Source organism: Actinoplanes oblitus, from assembly GCF_030252345.1.
GTDB lineage: Bacteria > Actinomycetota > Actinomycetes > Mycobacteriales > Micromonosporaceae > Actinoplanes > Actinoplanes oblitus.
In genome coordinates, this window is the sequence record NZ_CP126980.1 from 7,433,376 (window position 1) to 7,448,509 (window position 15,134).

10 protein-coding genes and 1 pseudogene are annotated in these 15,134 nt (G+C 73.8%); all 11 read right to left on the bottom strand.

Translation table 11 applies throughout. From position 1 onward, the window contains the following. Position 1 precedes the first annotated feature (1 nt). A complete protein-coding gene (locus Actob_RS33065) occupies positions 2-550 on the bottom strand; it encodes an NUDIX domain-containing protein (RefSeq protein WP_284915802.1) in 549 nt (182 codons plus the stop codon). Further along, a complete protein-coding gene (locus tag Actob_RS33070; protein WP_284915803.1) occupies positions 550-2,235 on the bottom strand; it encodes a CTP synthase in 1,686 nt (561 codons plus the stop codon). The genes Actob_RS33065 and Actob_RS33070 overlap by 1 nt, the downstream gene beginning before the upstream one ends. 123 nt (positions 2,236-2,358) lie before the next feature. After that, positions 2,359-4,599: a hypothetical protein gene (locus Actob_RS33075; RefSeq protein ID WP_284915805.1), complete on the bottom strand. Its 2,241-nt coding sequence runs from the start codon at positions 4,597-4,599 to the stop codon at positions 2,359-2,361. Beyond that, positions 4,596-5,705, bottom strand: a complete 1,110-nt coding sequence (locus tag Actob_RS33080) for a glycosyltransferase family 4 protein (RefSeq protein ID WP_284915806.1) — start codon at positions 5,703-5,705, stop codon at positions 4,596-4,598. Before Actob_RS33080 ends, Actob_RS33075 begins: the two co-directional genes overlap by 4 nt. Positions 5,706-5,841: 136 nt before the next feature. Next, complete coding sequence (gene murJ, locus Actob_RS33085; protein WP_284915807.1) at positions 5,842-7,380, bottom strand: murein biosynthesis integral membrane protein MurJ; 1,539 nt, start codon at positions 7,378-7,380, stop codon at positions 5,842-5,844. Positions 7,381-7,490: 110 nt separating this feature from the next. Then, complete coding sequence (locus tag Actob_RS33090) at positions 7,491-8,318, bottom strand: hypothetical protein (protein ID WP_284915808.1); 828 nt, start codon at positions 8,316-8,318, stop codon at positions 7,491-7,493. 16 nt (positions 8,319-8,334) lie between these two features. Continuing rightward, positions 8,335-9,264 carry a copper transporter gene (locus Actob_RS33095; RefSeq protein WP_284915809.1) on the bottom strand — a complete coding sequence of 310 codons (930 nt, stop codon included), beginning with the start codon at positions 9,262-9,264 and terminating at the stop codon, positions 8,335-8,337. Between the two features lie 7 nt (positions 9,265-9,271). After that, the gene (gene steA, locus Actob_RS33100; protein WP_284915810.1) at positions 9,272-10,450 is read right to left on the bottom strand and encodes a putative cytokinetic ring protein SteA; all 1,179 of its coding nucleotides are present in this window, start codon (positions 10,448-10,450) and stop codon (positions 9,272-9,274) included. Between the two features lie 162 nt (positions 10,451-10,612). Further along, positions 10,613-12,370: a DNA repair protein RecN gene (gene recN, locus Actob_RS33105; protein ID WP_284915811.1), complete on the bottom strand. Its 1,758-nt coding sequence runs from the start codon at positions 12,368-12,370 to the stop codon at positions 10,613-10,615. Between the two features lie 172 nt (positions 12,371-12,542). Next, positions 12,543-13,430 carry an NAD kinase gene (locus Actob_RS33110; protein ID WP_284915813.1) on the bottom strand — a complete coding sequence of 296 codons (888 nt, stop codon included), beginning with the start codon at positions 13,428-13,430 and terminating at the stop codon, positions 12,543-12,545. A 203-nt stretch (positions 13,431-13,633) separates the two neighbouring features. Further along, positions 13,634-14,431 (bottom strand): annotated as a pseudogene (locus Actob_RS33115) (TlyA family RNA methyltransferase); the annotation flags it as partial. Between the last annotated feature and the right edge of the window lie 703 nt (positions 14,432-15,134).

Below are 15,134 nucleotides of genomic sequence, written 5' to 3' on the forward strand. Positions count from 1 at the left end.
ATCAGCGGACCCGGGCTGCGGCCAGCAGCCCGGCCACCGCTGCCGCATTGGTGATCTCGCCGCGCAGCACCATGGCGACCGCCTCGTCCAGGTCGACCCGGACCACCTCCAGGTCGGCCTCCTCCTCGGCGCGCGCGTGCCGCTCCCCCGCCGGCACCTCGGCCAGGTCCCGGGCCAGGAAGACCAGCACGTGCTCGTTGCTGAACCCGGGCGAGGTGTGCAGCTCGACCAACCGGTCGAACCGGCCGGCCGTCAGGTCCACCTCCTCGGCCAGCTCGCGGGCCGCGGTCAGCTCCGGCTCCTCGCCGTCGACGTCGCGCAGCCCGGCCGGCAGCTCCCAGATCCGGGCGCCGAGCGCGTGCCGGTACTGCTTGATCAGCACCACCCGGTCCTGCTCGTCGAGGGCGACCACGACGACCGCGCCCTTGTTGCGCACCACGTCCCGCTTGGCGGTGCCGCCGTCGGACATGGTCACCTCGTCGGTGAACACGTCGAAGATCGCGCCGCGGTAGCGCTCGACGCGGGTCACCGTCTCGTGCTCGAAGGCCATCAGGACTCGACCGGCTCGACCGGCAGCTCGTCCGCTGCGGCGTAGGCCACCGCCGCCTTCACCAGGCCGTCGAAGAGCGGGTGCGGCCGGGTCGGCCGGCTCTTCAGCTCCGGGTGCGCCTGGGTGGCCACGAAGTACGGGTGGGTCTCCCGGTCCAGCTCGATGAACTCGACCAGCCGGCCGTCCGGCGAGGTGCCGGAGAAGACCAGGCCGGCCTGGGACAGCTTGTCCCGGTAGTCGTTGTTCACCTCGTAGCGGTGCCGGTGCCGCTCGGAGATCTCGGTCGCGCCGTAGACCTCGGCGACGATCGAACCGTCCTTCAGCGTCGCCGGGTAGGCGCCCAGGCGCATGGTGCCGCCCATGTCGCCCTTGCCCGCGACGATGTCCTCCTGGTCGGCCATCGTGGAGATGACCGGGTAGGTCGCCGTCTCGTCGAACTCCAGCGAGTTGGCGCCGGACAGCCCGGCCAGGTTGCGGGCCGCGTCGATGGTCATGCACTGCAGGCCCAGGCAGAGGCCGAGGATCGGGATGCGGTTCTCCCGGGCGTACTTCGAGGTGTTGACCTTGCCCTCGATGCCGCGGACGCCGAAGCCGCCGGGGATGCAGATGCCGTCGACGCCCTTGAGCGCGGCAGCGGCGCCGGCCGGGGTCTCGCAGCTGTCGCTCGGCACCCAGCGGATCTGGATCTTCACGGTGTTGCCGAAACCGGCGGCGCGGATCGCCTCGGTGACCGACAGGTAGGCGTCGGGCAGGTCGACGTACTTGCCGACCAGCGCGATGGTGATCGTGCGCTTGGGGTGGTGCACCCGCTCCAGCAGGTCGTTCCACTGCTGCCAGTTGACGTCCCGGAAGGACAGGCCCAGACGGCGTACGACGTACGCGTCCAGCCCCTCGTCGTGCAGCACCTTCGGGATGTCGTAGATGCTCGGCGCGTCCGGGCAGGCGATGACCGCCTCGGCGTCCACGTCGCAGTAGAGCGCCAGCTTGTGCTTCATCTTCTCGGGGATCTCCCGGTCACTGCGGCAGATCAGGGCATCCGGCTGGATACCGATGTTGCGCAGCGCCGCCACCGAGTGCTGGGTCGGCTTGGTCTTCAGCTCGCCGGACGGGGCGAGGTAGGGCACCAGCGAGACGTGCAGGTAGAACACGTGGTCGCGGCCGACCTCGTGGCGGACCTGGCGGATCGCCTCCAGGAACGGCAGCGACTCCATGTCGCCGACGGTGCCGCCGACCTCGGTGATCACCACGTCCGGGACGAGGCCGTTCTCGTCCGGGTCGGCCATCGCGAAGATCCGGCTCTTGATCTCGTTGGTGATGTGCGGGATGACCTGGACGGTGTCGCCGAGGTACTCGCCGCGCCGCTCCCGGGCGATGACCGCCGAGTACACCTGGCCGGTGGTGACGTTCGCCTTGCCGGAGAGGTCCCGGTCCAGGAAGCGCTCGTAGTGCCCGACGTCCAGGTCGGTCTCCGCGCCGTCCTCGGTGACGAAGACCTCACCGTGCTGGAACGGGTTCATCGTGCCCGGGTCGACGTTCAGGTAAGGGTCGAGCTTCTGCATCACGACGCGGAGACCGCGGGCGGTGAGCAGATTGCCGAGGCTGGAGGCGGTGAGGCCCTTGCCCAGCGAGGAGGCGACGCCCCCGGTGACGAAGATGTGCCGAGTGTCGCGCACTGTTGAGGCCAAGGCCCGCTCCCGTGGTCGCCTGTCTTCCAGATCGTGCAGACCGGGCTTCAGCGCCCCATCCACGGGAGTTCACCGTAACACTCATTGCTGGACTCGCCACGTTCGGGCTGGTGGACGTGCGTGTCAACCAGTCGGCTCGGTTACCGAGAGTTGATCACCGTCGGCTTTGCGCAACAACGGGCCGCCCGGGCCGTCGGTCTCCCCGGGCGGCGGCGTGCGGTCCGCGGCGTGCAACAGGACCCGCAGCGCGGTCAGCACCGCGACCGGCACCGCCGTCGCGGCCGCCGCGCCGGCCACCCCGAGCGCGGTACCGCCCAGGATCCCGGCCGTGATGGTCGCCACCACCGTCCCGGCGATCGCGCCGCGGACGGCCGGGTGCAAGCCGTACACCCGGTTCAGCCCGCCCCACGGGGAGAACTGGCAGAACGCCAGCATCAGCGCGCCGGCCAGGGCCAGCAGGCTGAGCGGGCTGTCCAGCAGCGCCTGGCCGTTCGCCGCGGCGGCCCGCTGCATCGCCGGGCCGGCCGTGCCGCTGCCCAGCGCGCTCAGGAACCGGCCCAGGGTGCCCTGCTCCAGCGGCGCCCGGTGCAGGTCGAAGGCGGCGAACCCGACGGTCACCGCGATCGCCCCCACGGTCGCCCAGGCCACCCGCGGGAAGGTGAGCCAGCCGCCGGAGCTGAGCGCGGCGGCCACGCACACCCCGGCCGTCACGGCGATCGCACCGACCGGGTCGGCGCCCAGGTAGGGGCTGCCGACCATGACCACGCCGAGGCCGCCGAACAGCACCATCACCACCGGGCGCCAGGTGCGGCCCACCCACTGGGCGGAACAGCCGGCCGCCAGCAGCAGCCCGGCGACGAACACGCCCAGCCCGACGCTGCCCAGGCCGGCGTACCGGACGCCGTGCGTGGCGGAGTAACCGGCCACCCCGTTGAGTTGCAGGCGGGCGCCGGTGAGCAGGTCGACCACGACGACGATGGCGCTCAGCACGGCCGCCGCGCCCATCGGCCACAGGGTCATCCGGTAGCGCGGGGCCAGGCGTACCGCGAGGGTGCCGGCGGCCATCAGCAGCAGGGTGGCGCCGCCGAACATCCAGGCCGGGTGGGCACTGGACCACCACGGCGCCACATCGGCCACCAGGGCCGCCGGGATCGCCAGCGAGGCGGCGACCAGGGCCGCCTCCAGCACCGCCACCAGCCGGGGCGGGGGCAGCGGCGGGGCGACCGGGCCGGCGTGCCGCCGGGCCCGCACCAGCACCGGCACGACGGCGAGGAACAGCACCAGCTGCAGGGCGGCCAGCACCCCGAAGAAGATCGACGCCACCCCGCGCTGGGCGATCGCCCGCTGGTCGGCGTTGTGGTGCCCCTGCATCGCGGCGGCCACGTCGTCCGGGCGGCCGGTGGCGACGGTGGCGGCGTACCCGGCGAACAGTTTCTCCGGGGCCGGCCGGCCGAGCGCGGCCAGCACCGTCGGGGCCAGGTCGACCAGCTGCAGGTAGCCGTCCCGGCCGGTGCCGGCCGAGGTGAGCCAGCCGCCCCGCCAGCCGTCGCCCTCGGCGATCGCCACGTGCAGCCGGGAGGTGGCGTCGGTGTCGGCGATCCCGGCGATCAGCATCAGCGACCGGTCCGGGCGGGCTGCCAGGATCCGGGCCAGGGTGGCGTCGGCGGCGGCCACCGCCGCCTTGCGCTCCGCGCCGGTGCCGGTGATCGTGCCCAGGTCGACGATGCTCAGCACGCAGTCGGAGAGCAGTTTCGCCGGGTTGGCGGGCAGCGTGTCGGCGTACTGGTCGACGCGGCCGAACGGCCGGGCGGCGGCGACCGCGGCGTTCGGGCCGATCGCCACGGTGCAGCGCACCGACTCGGCCAGCGCGCCCGGGGTGGTGCCGTAAGGCAGCCGCTCCTGGTTGTTGCGGACCACGGTGTTCTGCGCTGTCACGCTCGCGCCGATGGCGTCCGGGCGGGTCAGCTCCGGCACGGCCACCGGGCACCTGCCGTGGACCGGCCGGACGGTGTCCCAAGCCGCGTAGTTGCCCGCGCCCAGGGTCAGCCAGCCGTCCGCCGGGCAGGTGGTCTGCCGGGCCGAGCGCACCGACAGCCAGCCGGTCGAGCCCCGGGTCGCCTCCTGCCACAGGGCCGGGGTGCGCCGCGGGTCGAGGTCGTCCCAGCGCAGGCCGGCCGCGGCGGCGACCACCACGTAGTCGGCCGCGCCGCGCCGCGCCTCACCGGCCGGGCGGATGGTCAGGCCGACCAGGCTGGCCACCCCGATCAGCATGACCAGCAGATAAGGGACCCAGGCCGCGGCACGCCGGCCGCGCGGGGTGCCCGGCGGGCGCACCCGCCGGATGCGGTCGAGCCGGCCGGTCACGCGGCGCTCACCTCGGCATAGGCCGCCCGGACCGCTTCCACCACGGCTTTCTCGTCGGGCCAGGTCGCGGCCCGCACCGGACCGCGGGCGGCCAGGTCCGCGCGCCGCCGCGGATCGTTCAGGAGTTCGCGTACGGCCTGGTCCAGCGCGTCCAGGTCGCCGGGCGGGATCAGCACCGCCGCGTCGCCGACCAGCCCGGGCAGCCCGCCCACCGCCGTGGTGACCAGCGGAACGCCGGCTCGCAGTGCCTCCTGGGCGAACAGCTGCCGGGCCTCCCAGTCGCTGGTGACCACCGCGAGGTCGGCCCCGAGCAGCAGGTCGGGCACGTCGCCCCGGTGCCCGAGCAGGTGGAACGGGGCGTGCTCGCGAGACGCCCGCTGCGCCAGGGACATGTAGCTGGGCCCGGAGCCGGCCACCACGACCACCGGAGCCGGGTCCAGATCACGCCGCCACCGCGCGGACGCGTCGACCAGCAGGTCGTAGTGCTTCTGCGGGTGCAGCCGGCCGACCGACAGGATCAGCGGCGTGTCGCCCTTGAGCCCGAACTCGGCGCGGACCGCCTTGCGGCTGCGTTTCGGGGCCCGCATCTCCGGGGCGGCGACCGGGCCGAGCCGGGCCTTCCGCGCGCCCAGCGCCACCGCCCGCTCCACCAGGTCCTCCGAGGCGCCCAGGTTGAGCGCGGCGTTGCGGGCCACGATCCGCTCGACGAGCGCACCGGCCTGGCCGCGCAGGCCCTTGGCGAGCACCGCGTTGTGCCAGGTGACGACGAGCGGCACCCCGGTGCGGGCGAGCGCCACCACGAACGCGGCTCGCAGCCCGTGCGCGTGGATCACCTGCGCGTCCCGGCCGGCGATGGCGCGGCGCAGCGCCCGGATCGCGCCGGAGTCCTGCGGGCCGGGGTCGGCCGGGATCTCCACCGGCGCGTAGTCGACGCCGGCGGCGGTGAACCCGTAGTGCCCGTCGTTGGCGGCCGGACCGCAGACCAGCACCCGGCAGCCGGCCGCGACCAGCCCGCGGGCCAGCGAGAGGACGTGCCCGCCGGTGCCGCCGGTGGCCGAGCCGAGCACCAGCACGACCGATCCGTGCCAACCGTCGTCGCTGCTCACGAGCGGTCTACCCCTCTCCGTGCGGACACCCGCGCCACATTCTCCACCGGCTGCCTGGAGCCCGGTGGCTTGCAGACATGGTGTCATCGCCCGACCGGCCGGGCCGCGACGCCCTCGACGACAGTGACTCAGGCCGTCATCGCCGCAGCCGGCGCCGCAGCATCCCGGCCACCGGGCGCAGATCCCGCCGATCCAGCACGAACGCCACCGCCAGGAAGACCACCAGCACCGTGATCCCGCCCAGCACGCCCGCCAGCAGGCTGCCCAGCACGCCGGACCGGAGCCCGTCCAGGCCGCGGACCACGCCCCAGCCGGCGAGCCCGGCCAGCCCGGCCGCCACCACCGCCGCGCCGGCCGCCCGGGGCAGGCCGGCCAGTGCCGCCGCCCCGGCATGCCGCCGCACCCCCACGATCAGCAGGACGGCGAGCACCGTCATCCCGGCGGAGTTGGCCAGGCCCAGCCCGAGCAGCTGCCGGTCCGCGCCGGGCTGGGCGAACAGCAACGCGCCCAGCGCCGCCACCGACCAGCCCACCGCCGTGGAGAACGCCGCCGAGGCGGTCGCGCCGCGGGCGTAGAGCGCCCGGGACAGGAGCGCGAACAGCGCGTATCCGAACAGGCCGGGCGCGAACCCGGCGATCCCGGAAGCCGCCGGCTCGGCGCCGATCAGCAGGGCGGCCGGCCGGGCCAGCGCGGCCAGCGCGGCGGCGCCGAGACCGGCCAGCAGCAGGACGGTCCGCGCGGTACCGGACAGCGCGGTGGCGAAGGCCGCCTCGTCGCCCTGCGCGGCGGCAGCCGACAGCCGGGGGTAGACCGCGGTCGCCAGCGGCACCGCGAGCACCGCCCAGGGCAGCAGGAACACGGTCTGCGCGGCGGTGTAGTCGGTGAGCGCCGCGCTCGCCGTCAGCAGCACCACCACCAGGGTCATCAGCTGCTGCGAGCCGACCGTGACCGCGCCCGCCCAGCCCAGCCGGACCGCCTGCCGGCCCTCGTCGCCGGGGAAGCGCAGCGCGGGCCGCAGCCGCAGGCCCAGCTTGCGCAGCGGGATCACCAGGCACAGCGAGAGCACCACCACACCGAGCGTGGTGCCGACCGACAGGATCAGCTCACCGGCGGTGCTCAGCCCGCCGATGTCGGACTTGGCGCCGTCGACCACCGCGTAGGACAGGTAGGCGCCCATCACGGTGACGCTGGACAGCAGCGGCGCGATCACCGGCCAGGCGAACCGGCGATGGGCCTGCAGCACCCCGGTGAGCACGATGCCGAGGCCGTAGAGCGGCAGCTGGGGCGCGAACACCCGCAGCATGCTCGCCGCCACCTGCTGATGGTCCGGCGGTACCCGGGGCAGCAGCCCGGCGATCGGGCCGGCCAGCAGCGCGACCAGGACCGCGATCGGGACCATCAGCGCCAGCACCCAGGTGAGCAGGGCGGAGGCGACGGCGTCCACCCGGCGCCGGTCGCCGGTGGCGACGTGCCCGGCCAGCAGCGGCACCACCAGGCTGGCCAGGGCGCCGCCGGCGACCAGCTCGAACACGATGTTCGGGATGGTGTTGGCGGCGTTGTAGATGTTGCCCAGGCTCTGGTTGCCGACGGTGTGCAGGAAGACGAAGGTACGGCCGAACCCGGCGATCCGCGCGACGACGGTCAGGATCGTGATCAGCGCGGCGGCGCCGGCCACCTTGGCAGCCGTTCCGGTCCCGGCCGGGCCCGCTGGATCGGCCGGAGACCCCGACCGGCTCGCTGGCTCGGCCGGCGTCGCGGACGCGGCGCCGGTGTCGTTCGCCGAGGTCACGCCGGCCGGCGGCCGAGCTCGTCGAGGCGCCGCAGCCACGGCGTGTCCTGGATGACCCTGGTGAAGCTGACCTTCTCGCTGGCCGCGGTGAGCGACGCGAGCGCGGCCAGCGCGGTGAGCCGGCCCAGCGTGCCGGTCCGGGCGGTGAACGCGACACCGAGCAGCGCGCCGAGGGCGTTGGCCCCGGAGTCGCCGAGCATGATCTCTTCGTTCAGGTCGGCCGGCAGCAGGGCGGCGCTCGCCCCGAGCGTTCCGGCGGCCATCGACGCGGTGCGTCCGGCCACGAGCGGCGCGCCCAGGACCATCCCCGCTTTCAACGCGCGGCCGGGACGCAGGTCCAGCAGGTTCAGCAGGTTCGCCGTCCCGGCGATCACGCCGGCGCCGAGCAGCACGTCGGCGCCGCGGCCGAACCGGCCGGCCCGGCGGCTGCCGATCAGCGCCGAGGCGACCAGGCCTGCCGCGCCCACCCCGCCGATCTTGACGAGGCCGCTGGTGACCCGGCCCTCGCGGAGCGCGCCGAGGTGGCCGGCGAAGCCTTTCGCGGTCTTCTGCTCGGGGCGGTTGCCGACGATGTCGTCGTAGAGCCCGACCGCGCCACTGACCGCGCCGGCGGTGACCGCGGCGGCCGCGAGCCGTCCGGTGGGCGCCCCGGTGACCGCGCCGATCGTGGCGCCGGCGGCCAGCGCGGGGCCCCCGGCCAGGGTCACCGTGCGGCCGTGGAAGTTGGTCCGGCGTAGGTCGCCCGCGTGCGGGTCGCGGCGCACCCAGCCGAGCACGGCCCGGGCGACCAGCGCGCCGGTGCCGAGGGAGCGGAGGAAGGCCATGGCTGGAGAGTCTGCCTTACGGCGCCGCCGACGGCACCATCGAGGTGGCGCCGGCGCCCAGGCCGTACTGACCGACCCGGCCCAGCACCAGGCGCTCCCAGCTGGCCATCGCGGTGGACACCTGGCCCTGCACCGTGCTCACGTTGTCCACCGTGGAGATCTGCTTGACCAGCGTGGGGTCGCTGCGCAGGTCGGAGATCAGGTTGTTGTCACCGGCGCTGTCCCCGCCCACCACCAGCGGCTTGTTCTTGTAGAACTGGTTGGCCATGGTGACCTTGTTCCGCGCCTTCTGGGTGGCGTCCTTGTCGGTGGCCGGCGCACCGGCGACCAGCACGATCGCCTCGGCGCCGCCGCTGGCCTTCTCGGCCACCGAGATGTAGCCGGGCTTGGCCAGCGCGGTCAGCACCGCCGTCACGTCGTCCGGGTTCACCACCGTGGCGCCCTGCTCCAGGGTGTGGGCGAGCAGCGCGCTGGCGGTCTCCACCCCGTCGCTGTTCGACGGGAGGCCGGCCGCCGAGATGGTCGGCTGCGACGACTGGTCGGCCAGGTCGAGCAGCTGGTTGGTGAAGTTCGGGTCGAAGAACTTGTCCTCGATCGTGACGTGCGCGGTGATCGTCGCACCGGCCACGCCCAGCATCTTGATCACGCCGTCGGCGGAGTCCTTGCCGCCGGGCAGCGCCACCACGGCGACCTTGCGGGTGGCCAGCTTGCCGGCCAGCACGTACGGCGCGGTCTCGGTGGCGAAGTCCTGGTTGCGGGTCAGCTCCTCCTTGTACTGGTTGACCTGGTCCCGCTTGACGTTGTTGTCCTTGTTCAGATTGGCCAGCTGCTCCTTGAGGTTCTCCGAGACCGGGCCGTTGAGCGCGGCGGTGCCGACCACCAGGCCGATCGCCAGCGCGAGGAAGACCGCGGTGAGCGACACCACGTGGTACCTGAAGTTGATCACGACGCCCTCAGAAAAGATTGCCGAGCTGGAAGACAAAATTGTCCCACCACTCGGACACCACGGTCAGATAGGCCTTGCCCACCGTGGAGACCGCCACCGCGGCGGCCATCGCGGCGAGCGCCGAGAGAATCAGCAGCAGCAGCGCCGAGCCGGAGATGTTCTGCCGGTAGAGCCGGCTGACGCCCTTGGCGTCGACCAGCTTGCCGCCGACCTTGAGCCGGGTGAGGAACGTCGAGGCCATTCCGCCCCGGCCCTTGTCCAGGAACTCCACCAGGTTGGCGTGCGTGCCGACGGCCACGATCAGCGAGGCGCCCTTCTCGTCGGCGAGCAGCATCGCGAGGTCCTCGCTGGTGGCCGCGGCGGGGAAGGTGAGCGCGTCGACGCCCAGGTTGCTGACCCGCTCCAGGCCCGGCGCGCGACCGTCGGGGTACGCGTGCACGACCACCTCGGCGCCGCACCGCAGCACGTCGTCGGTGACCGAGTCCATGTCCCCGATGATCATGTCGGGGGTGTAGCCGTTCTCCACCAGGGCGTCGGCGCCGCCGTCGACCCCGATCAGGACCGGCTTGTACTCCCGGATGTAGGGGCGGAGGACGTCGAGGTCCTCCTTGTAGTCGTAGCCGCGGACCACGATCAGCACGTGCCGGCCGGCGATCGAGGTCTGCACGTCCGGCACGCCGACGCCGTCGAGCAGCAGGTCGCGCTCCTGCTTGAGGTAGTCCATGGTGTTCGCGGCGAACGCCTCGAGCTGCACCGAGAGGCCCTCGCGGGCGTCGGCCATGGATTTCGCCACGCTCTCCGCGTCCTGCCGGGTGCCGGTGGCCACCGGGGTGCCGTCGACCAGCACCTGGTCACCCTCGATGCTGACCGTCTGCCCCTCGCGCAGGCCGGAGAAGACCTCCTCGCCCAGGTTGTCGACGAGCACCACGCCGCCCTGGATCAGCACCTCGGGACCCAGGTTCGGATAGCGGCCGGAGATCGACGGCTTGGCGTTGAGCACCGCGGTGACGCCGGAGGCGACCAGCGAGTCGGCAGCGACCCGGTCCAGGTCGACGTGGTCGATCACGGCGATCTCGCCGGGCCGCAGCCGGCCGGTCAGCCTCTTGGTGCGCCGGTCCAGCCGGGCCACCCCGGAAACCGGGCCCGGTTCGGTGGTGCGCACACGGCGCAAGGTGGGAAGTCGCATCCCGGCCATCCTGACACGCCGCTTCACGCGGCCCCCGTTAGACATGCTCTAGCTCATCGACAAAACGGACTTTTCATCCGCTCGTCCCTCGACCCGTCGTGCTGCGGCCATGCTTCTCCCGGCCTGTCCTCTTTCCGCCTCGCATTCCTCATCCGCCGTATCTCAACCGCGCTTCTCCCGGCCGGCCACGGCCAGCAATTCCTCCGCGTGGGCGATACCCAAGTCCGAATCCGGCAGGCCGGCCAGCATCCGGGAGAGCTCCCGGGCCCGCTCGGTCTCCTCCACGATCCGGACGCCGCTCGTGGTGATCGCGCCGCCGGTGTCTTTCGCCACCACGAGGTGCCGATCGGCGAACGCGGCGACCTGCGGCAGGTGCGTGACGACCAGCACCTGATGGGTACGCGCGAGCCGGGCCAGCCGCCGGCCGATCTCCACCGCCGCCGTGCCGCCGACACCGGAGTCCACCTCGTCGAAGACCAGCGTGGGCGGGCCACCCGCCCCGGCGAAGACCACCTCGATGGCGAGCATCACCCGGGACAGCTCACCGCCGGAGGCGCCTTTCTGCAGGGGCAGCGACGGGGCGCCCGGATGGGCCAGCAGCCGCAGCTCCACCTCGTCGGCACCGTCCGGCCCGGCACCCAGCTCGGCGCCGTCGACGGTCACCGCCGGCTCGTCCTTGGACGGGGCGTGGGTGAGCACCGCCACCTCGACCCGGGCGTGCGGCATCGCCAGCCCGGCCAGCTCCACGCTGACCGCCTCGGAGAACCGGGTCGCGGCCTCGCGCCGGGCCGCGGTCAGCCGCCCGGCCAGCTCGCCCACCGTGGCGGCCAGCCGCTGCCGCTCCCGGTCCAGCTCGTCGAGCAGCTCGTCGGAGGAGTCCAGCTCGCCGAGCCGGGATTTCGCGTTCTCCGCCCAGGCGATCACGCCGTCGATGTCGTCGGCGTACTTCCGGGTGAGGCCGCGCAGCGCGGCCCGCCGCTCGTAGATCGCCTCCAACCGGGCCGGATCGGCGTCCAGCTCGCTCAGGTAGGCCGAGAGCTCCGAGGAGACGTCACCGACCAGGGTGGCCGCCTCCTCGATCCGCAGCGCCAGGTCACCCAGCTTGGCATCCACTCCGGCCTGCCCCTCCAGGGTGCGCCGGGCGGTGCCGAGCAGGGTCGTCGCGTCCGGCGTCTCGTCGCTCGTCTCCACGCCACCGGCCAGCGCCTGCGCCGCGATGGCCGCGGCCACCCGCAACCCCTCGGCGTGCTCCAGCCGCTGCACCTCGGCGCGCAACTCCTCGTCCTCGTTCGGCTGGGGGTCGACCCGGGTGATCTCGTCGAGGCCGAGCTTGAGCAGGTCGGCCTCCTGCGAGCGCTGACGCGCGTTGCGCCGGCGGTCGGCCAGGTCGTCGACCACCCGGCGCCACCGGGTGAACGCCTCGCGATAGCTGTCCAGAAGTTTCTCGTGCCCGGGGCCGGCGAACCGGTCCAGCGCGGAGCGCTGCTCACTGGGCCGCAGCAGGCGCAGCTGGTCGGACTGGCCGTGCACGGCCAGGACCTGCTCGCCCAGCTCGCTGAGCGTGGACACCGGCATGCTGCGGCCGCCGACGTGCGCCCGGGACCGGCCCTCGGCGGTCACCGTGCGGCTGAGCAGCAGCGAACCGTCCTCGTCGGTCTCGCCGCCGGCGTCGGCGATCCGGGTGCGGACCGCGTCACCGAGGGTGCCGTTGAGCCGCAGGCGCCCCTCGACCACCGCCCGGCCCGGGTCGGCCCGGACCCGGCCGGCGTCGGCCCGGCCACCGAAGAGAAGTCCGAGACCGGTCACGACCATCGTCTTCCCGGCACCGGTCTCACCGGTGATCACGTTCATCCCGCCCGACAGCCGCAGCGTCGTGTCGTCGATGACGCCGAGCCCGGTGATGCGCAGTTCCTCCAGCACACGGCAGAGGGTAGTGGGACCCCCCGACAAATGCCCAGCGCGGGTGTTTCTGATCAGCGTCAATCAGCGATACATCCGCGCGCCCCGGCTGACGGCCGCGCTGCTCACGGCCACATCCGCGCTGACGGCCGCCCAGCTGACCGCCGCGCCCGGCCGACACGGATCGCCGTGGTCAGCGCCGGTTGCCGCGCCAGCCGACCACCGGAAGCTCGAATTTCGCCACCAGGGTGTCGGTGAACGGCCGTGGGGCCAGCCGGACCAGCCGGACGGGGAGTTGTCCCCGCTCGACGGTCACCCTCGACCCCGGCGGCAGGTCCCAGGTGCGGCGTCCGTCACAGCAGAGCACCGCGAACGAGGTGTACGGATCCACCGTCAGCACGAACGTCGACGTCGGCGCGGTCACCAGCGGCTTGCTGAACAGCGCGTGCGCACTGATCGGCACCAGCAGCAGCGCCTCCACCTCCGGCCAGACCACCGGGCCGCCGGCCGAGAACGCGTACGCCGTGGAGCCGGTCGGTGTGGCGCACACCACACCGTCGCAGCCGTAGCGGGACAGCGGCCGGCCGTCCACGTCCACCATCAGCTCGAGCATCTGGGCCCGCTGGCCCTTCTCCACCGTCACCTCGTTGAGCGCCCAGGACTCGGCGATCAGGCGGCCGTCGTACTCCGCGCGCACTTCGAGGGTCAGCCGCTCGTCGACGGTGTACCCGCCCGCGACGATGTCCGCCACCACCTGGTCGATGTGCTCGACCTCGGCCTCCGCCAGGAAGCCGACCTTGCCCAGGTTGATGCCGAGCAGCGGCGCCTTCACTGGCCGGGCCAGCTCGGCGGCGCGCAGGAAGGTGCCGTCGCCGCCGAGGGCCAGCACGATCTCGGCGCCCTCGGCGGCCTCCGGGCCGTCGACCGCCTGTGCCTCGGGCGGCAGGTCCAGGTCGGCCACCTCGTCGGCGATCACCCGCACCTCGAAGCCCGCCGCGATCAGGTCCAGCGCGACCGTCCGGGCGTGCTGCGTACTCTGCCGGCGCCCGGTGTGCGTCACCAGCAAAGCCGAGCGAGTCATTTGTCCTCCAGATTGGCCACCGGCTGATCTCCGAACTTCCCCGCCACGGCCCCTGGCTCCGCCACGAGTTCCTCCCGCACCGCGGGTCCCGGCGCCGCCACGAGTCCCGGCTCGCCCACGGGCGCCGGGTCAGCCACGGGCGCCGCATCCGCCACGAAGCCAGGCTCCGCCGCGAGCCCGGCCGGCAGCGACTTCCCGGACGGCCCGGCCGCGACCACCGCCTCCACCCGCTCCCGGTCCGCGGCGGGCGCGCCCCGCCGGAACCAGACGAAGAACTCGACGTTGCCACTCGGCCCGGGCAGCGGGCTCGCCGTCACGTCCACCACGCCCAGGCCCAGCTCCGCCGCGGCCGCCGCGACGTCCAGCACCGCCTCGGCGCGCAGCCGCCAGTCGCGCACCACACCACCCGCGCCGACCCGCTCCTTGCCCACCTCGAACTGCGGTTTCACCATCAGCGCCAGGTCGCCCTCCGGCCCGGTGCAGGCGGCCAGGGCGGGCAGCACCAGGCGCAGCGAGATGAACGACAGGTCGGCCACCACCAGGTCGACCGTCCCGCCGATCTGCTCCGGGGTGAGGGTGCGCACGTTGGTCCGCTCGTGCACGTCGACCCGTTCGTCGGTGCGGATCGGCCAGGCGAGCTGCCCGTATCCGACATCCACGGCGACCACCCGGCTCGCCCCGGCGCGCAGCAGCACGTCGGTGAACCCGCCGGTGGACGCGCCCGCGTCGAGGCAGCGCCGCCCCTCGACGGCCAGGCCTTTCGGGCCGAACGCGGCGAGCGCCCCGGCCAGCTTGTGACCTCCCCGCGAGACGTACTCGGTCTGCGGGTCCTCGCCCGTGACCAGCACCGGGTCGGCCGGGTCGACCATGGCCGCCACCTTGTGGGCCACGGTCCCCCGGACCTGAACCCGGCCGGCCGCGACCAGTTGGGCGGCCTGTTCCCGGGAACGGGCGAGCTTACGGCGGACGAGCTCGGCGTCGAGACGCGCACGGCGGGCCATCAAAATCCTTTTTGTACGTCGGTCAGCGATCGATGCCGGCCAGAGTCTCCTGGAGCACCTGGTGCGCGGCCTCGTACTCGGCGATCTGCTCGGCCGGGGCCAGCCGCGCGGCGTTGGCGAGGGAACTTAGCACCGCGTCCACCGCCGGGTGACCGGTCTCCACCACCATCCCGTCCTCGTCGGTGCGGTAATGCGCCGCCGCCGGCACCGGCTCGCCCGGCGCCCCCGCGGGACGCGACCCACCCGGCGGCGGGCCGGGCCGGAACCCACCGGCCGGCGGCGCGGGCCGGAAGCCGCCCGGTGTCGCCCCCGGACGTGGCCCGCCGGGCAGCGGGCCGGGACGCTGGCCACCCTGGGGCGGGCCGGGGCGTGGACCGCCCAGTGCGGGGTTCGGGAACGTCACGGAATCACGCCTCCGGGGTCTCGGTCCGGCCGGTGCTCTCCGCCACCGGCTGCGACTTCTCGGGTTGAGCCTGACTCGGCACCTGCGCCGTCTTCTTCGCCGCCCGCTTGGCCGGCGCGCGCTTGGCCGGCGTCGTAGGTGGCAGCTCAGTCGCGGCCGCCGCCTCCTTCACCGCGCTGACCGGCGACGCCGCCGTCCCCTCCGGGGTCCCGACAGCCGGTGCGACGTCGTTTCCAGCGGCCGGAGCCCCCGCCTTGCGCGGCGCTCGCTTGGCCGGCGCCTTCTTGGCCGCGGCCTTCT

Bases quoted from the DNA above. Each gene is read 5' to 3' on its own strand.
- Actob_RS33065 (WP_284915802.1), bottom strand. From the start codon at position 550: ATGGCCTTCGAGCACGAGACGGTGACCCGCGTCGAGCGCTACCGCGGC.
- Actob_RS33090 (WP_284915808.1), bottom strand. From the start codon at position 8,318: ATGGCCTTCCTCCGCTCCCTCGGCACCGGCGCGCTGGTCGCCCGGGCC.
- steA (WP_284915810.1), bottom strand. From the start codon at position 10,450: ATGCGACTTCCCACCTTGCGCCGTGTGCGCACCACCGAACCGGGCCCG.
- Actob_RS33110 (WP_284915813.1), bottom strand. From the start codon at position 13,430: ATGACTCGCTCGGCTTTGCTGGTGACGCACACCGGGCGCCGGCAGAGT.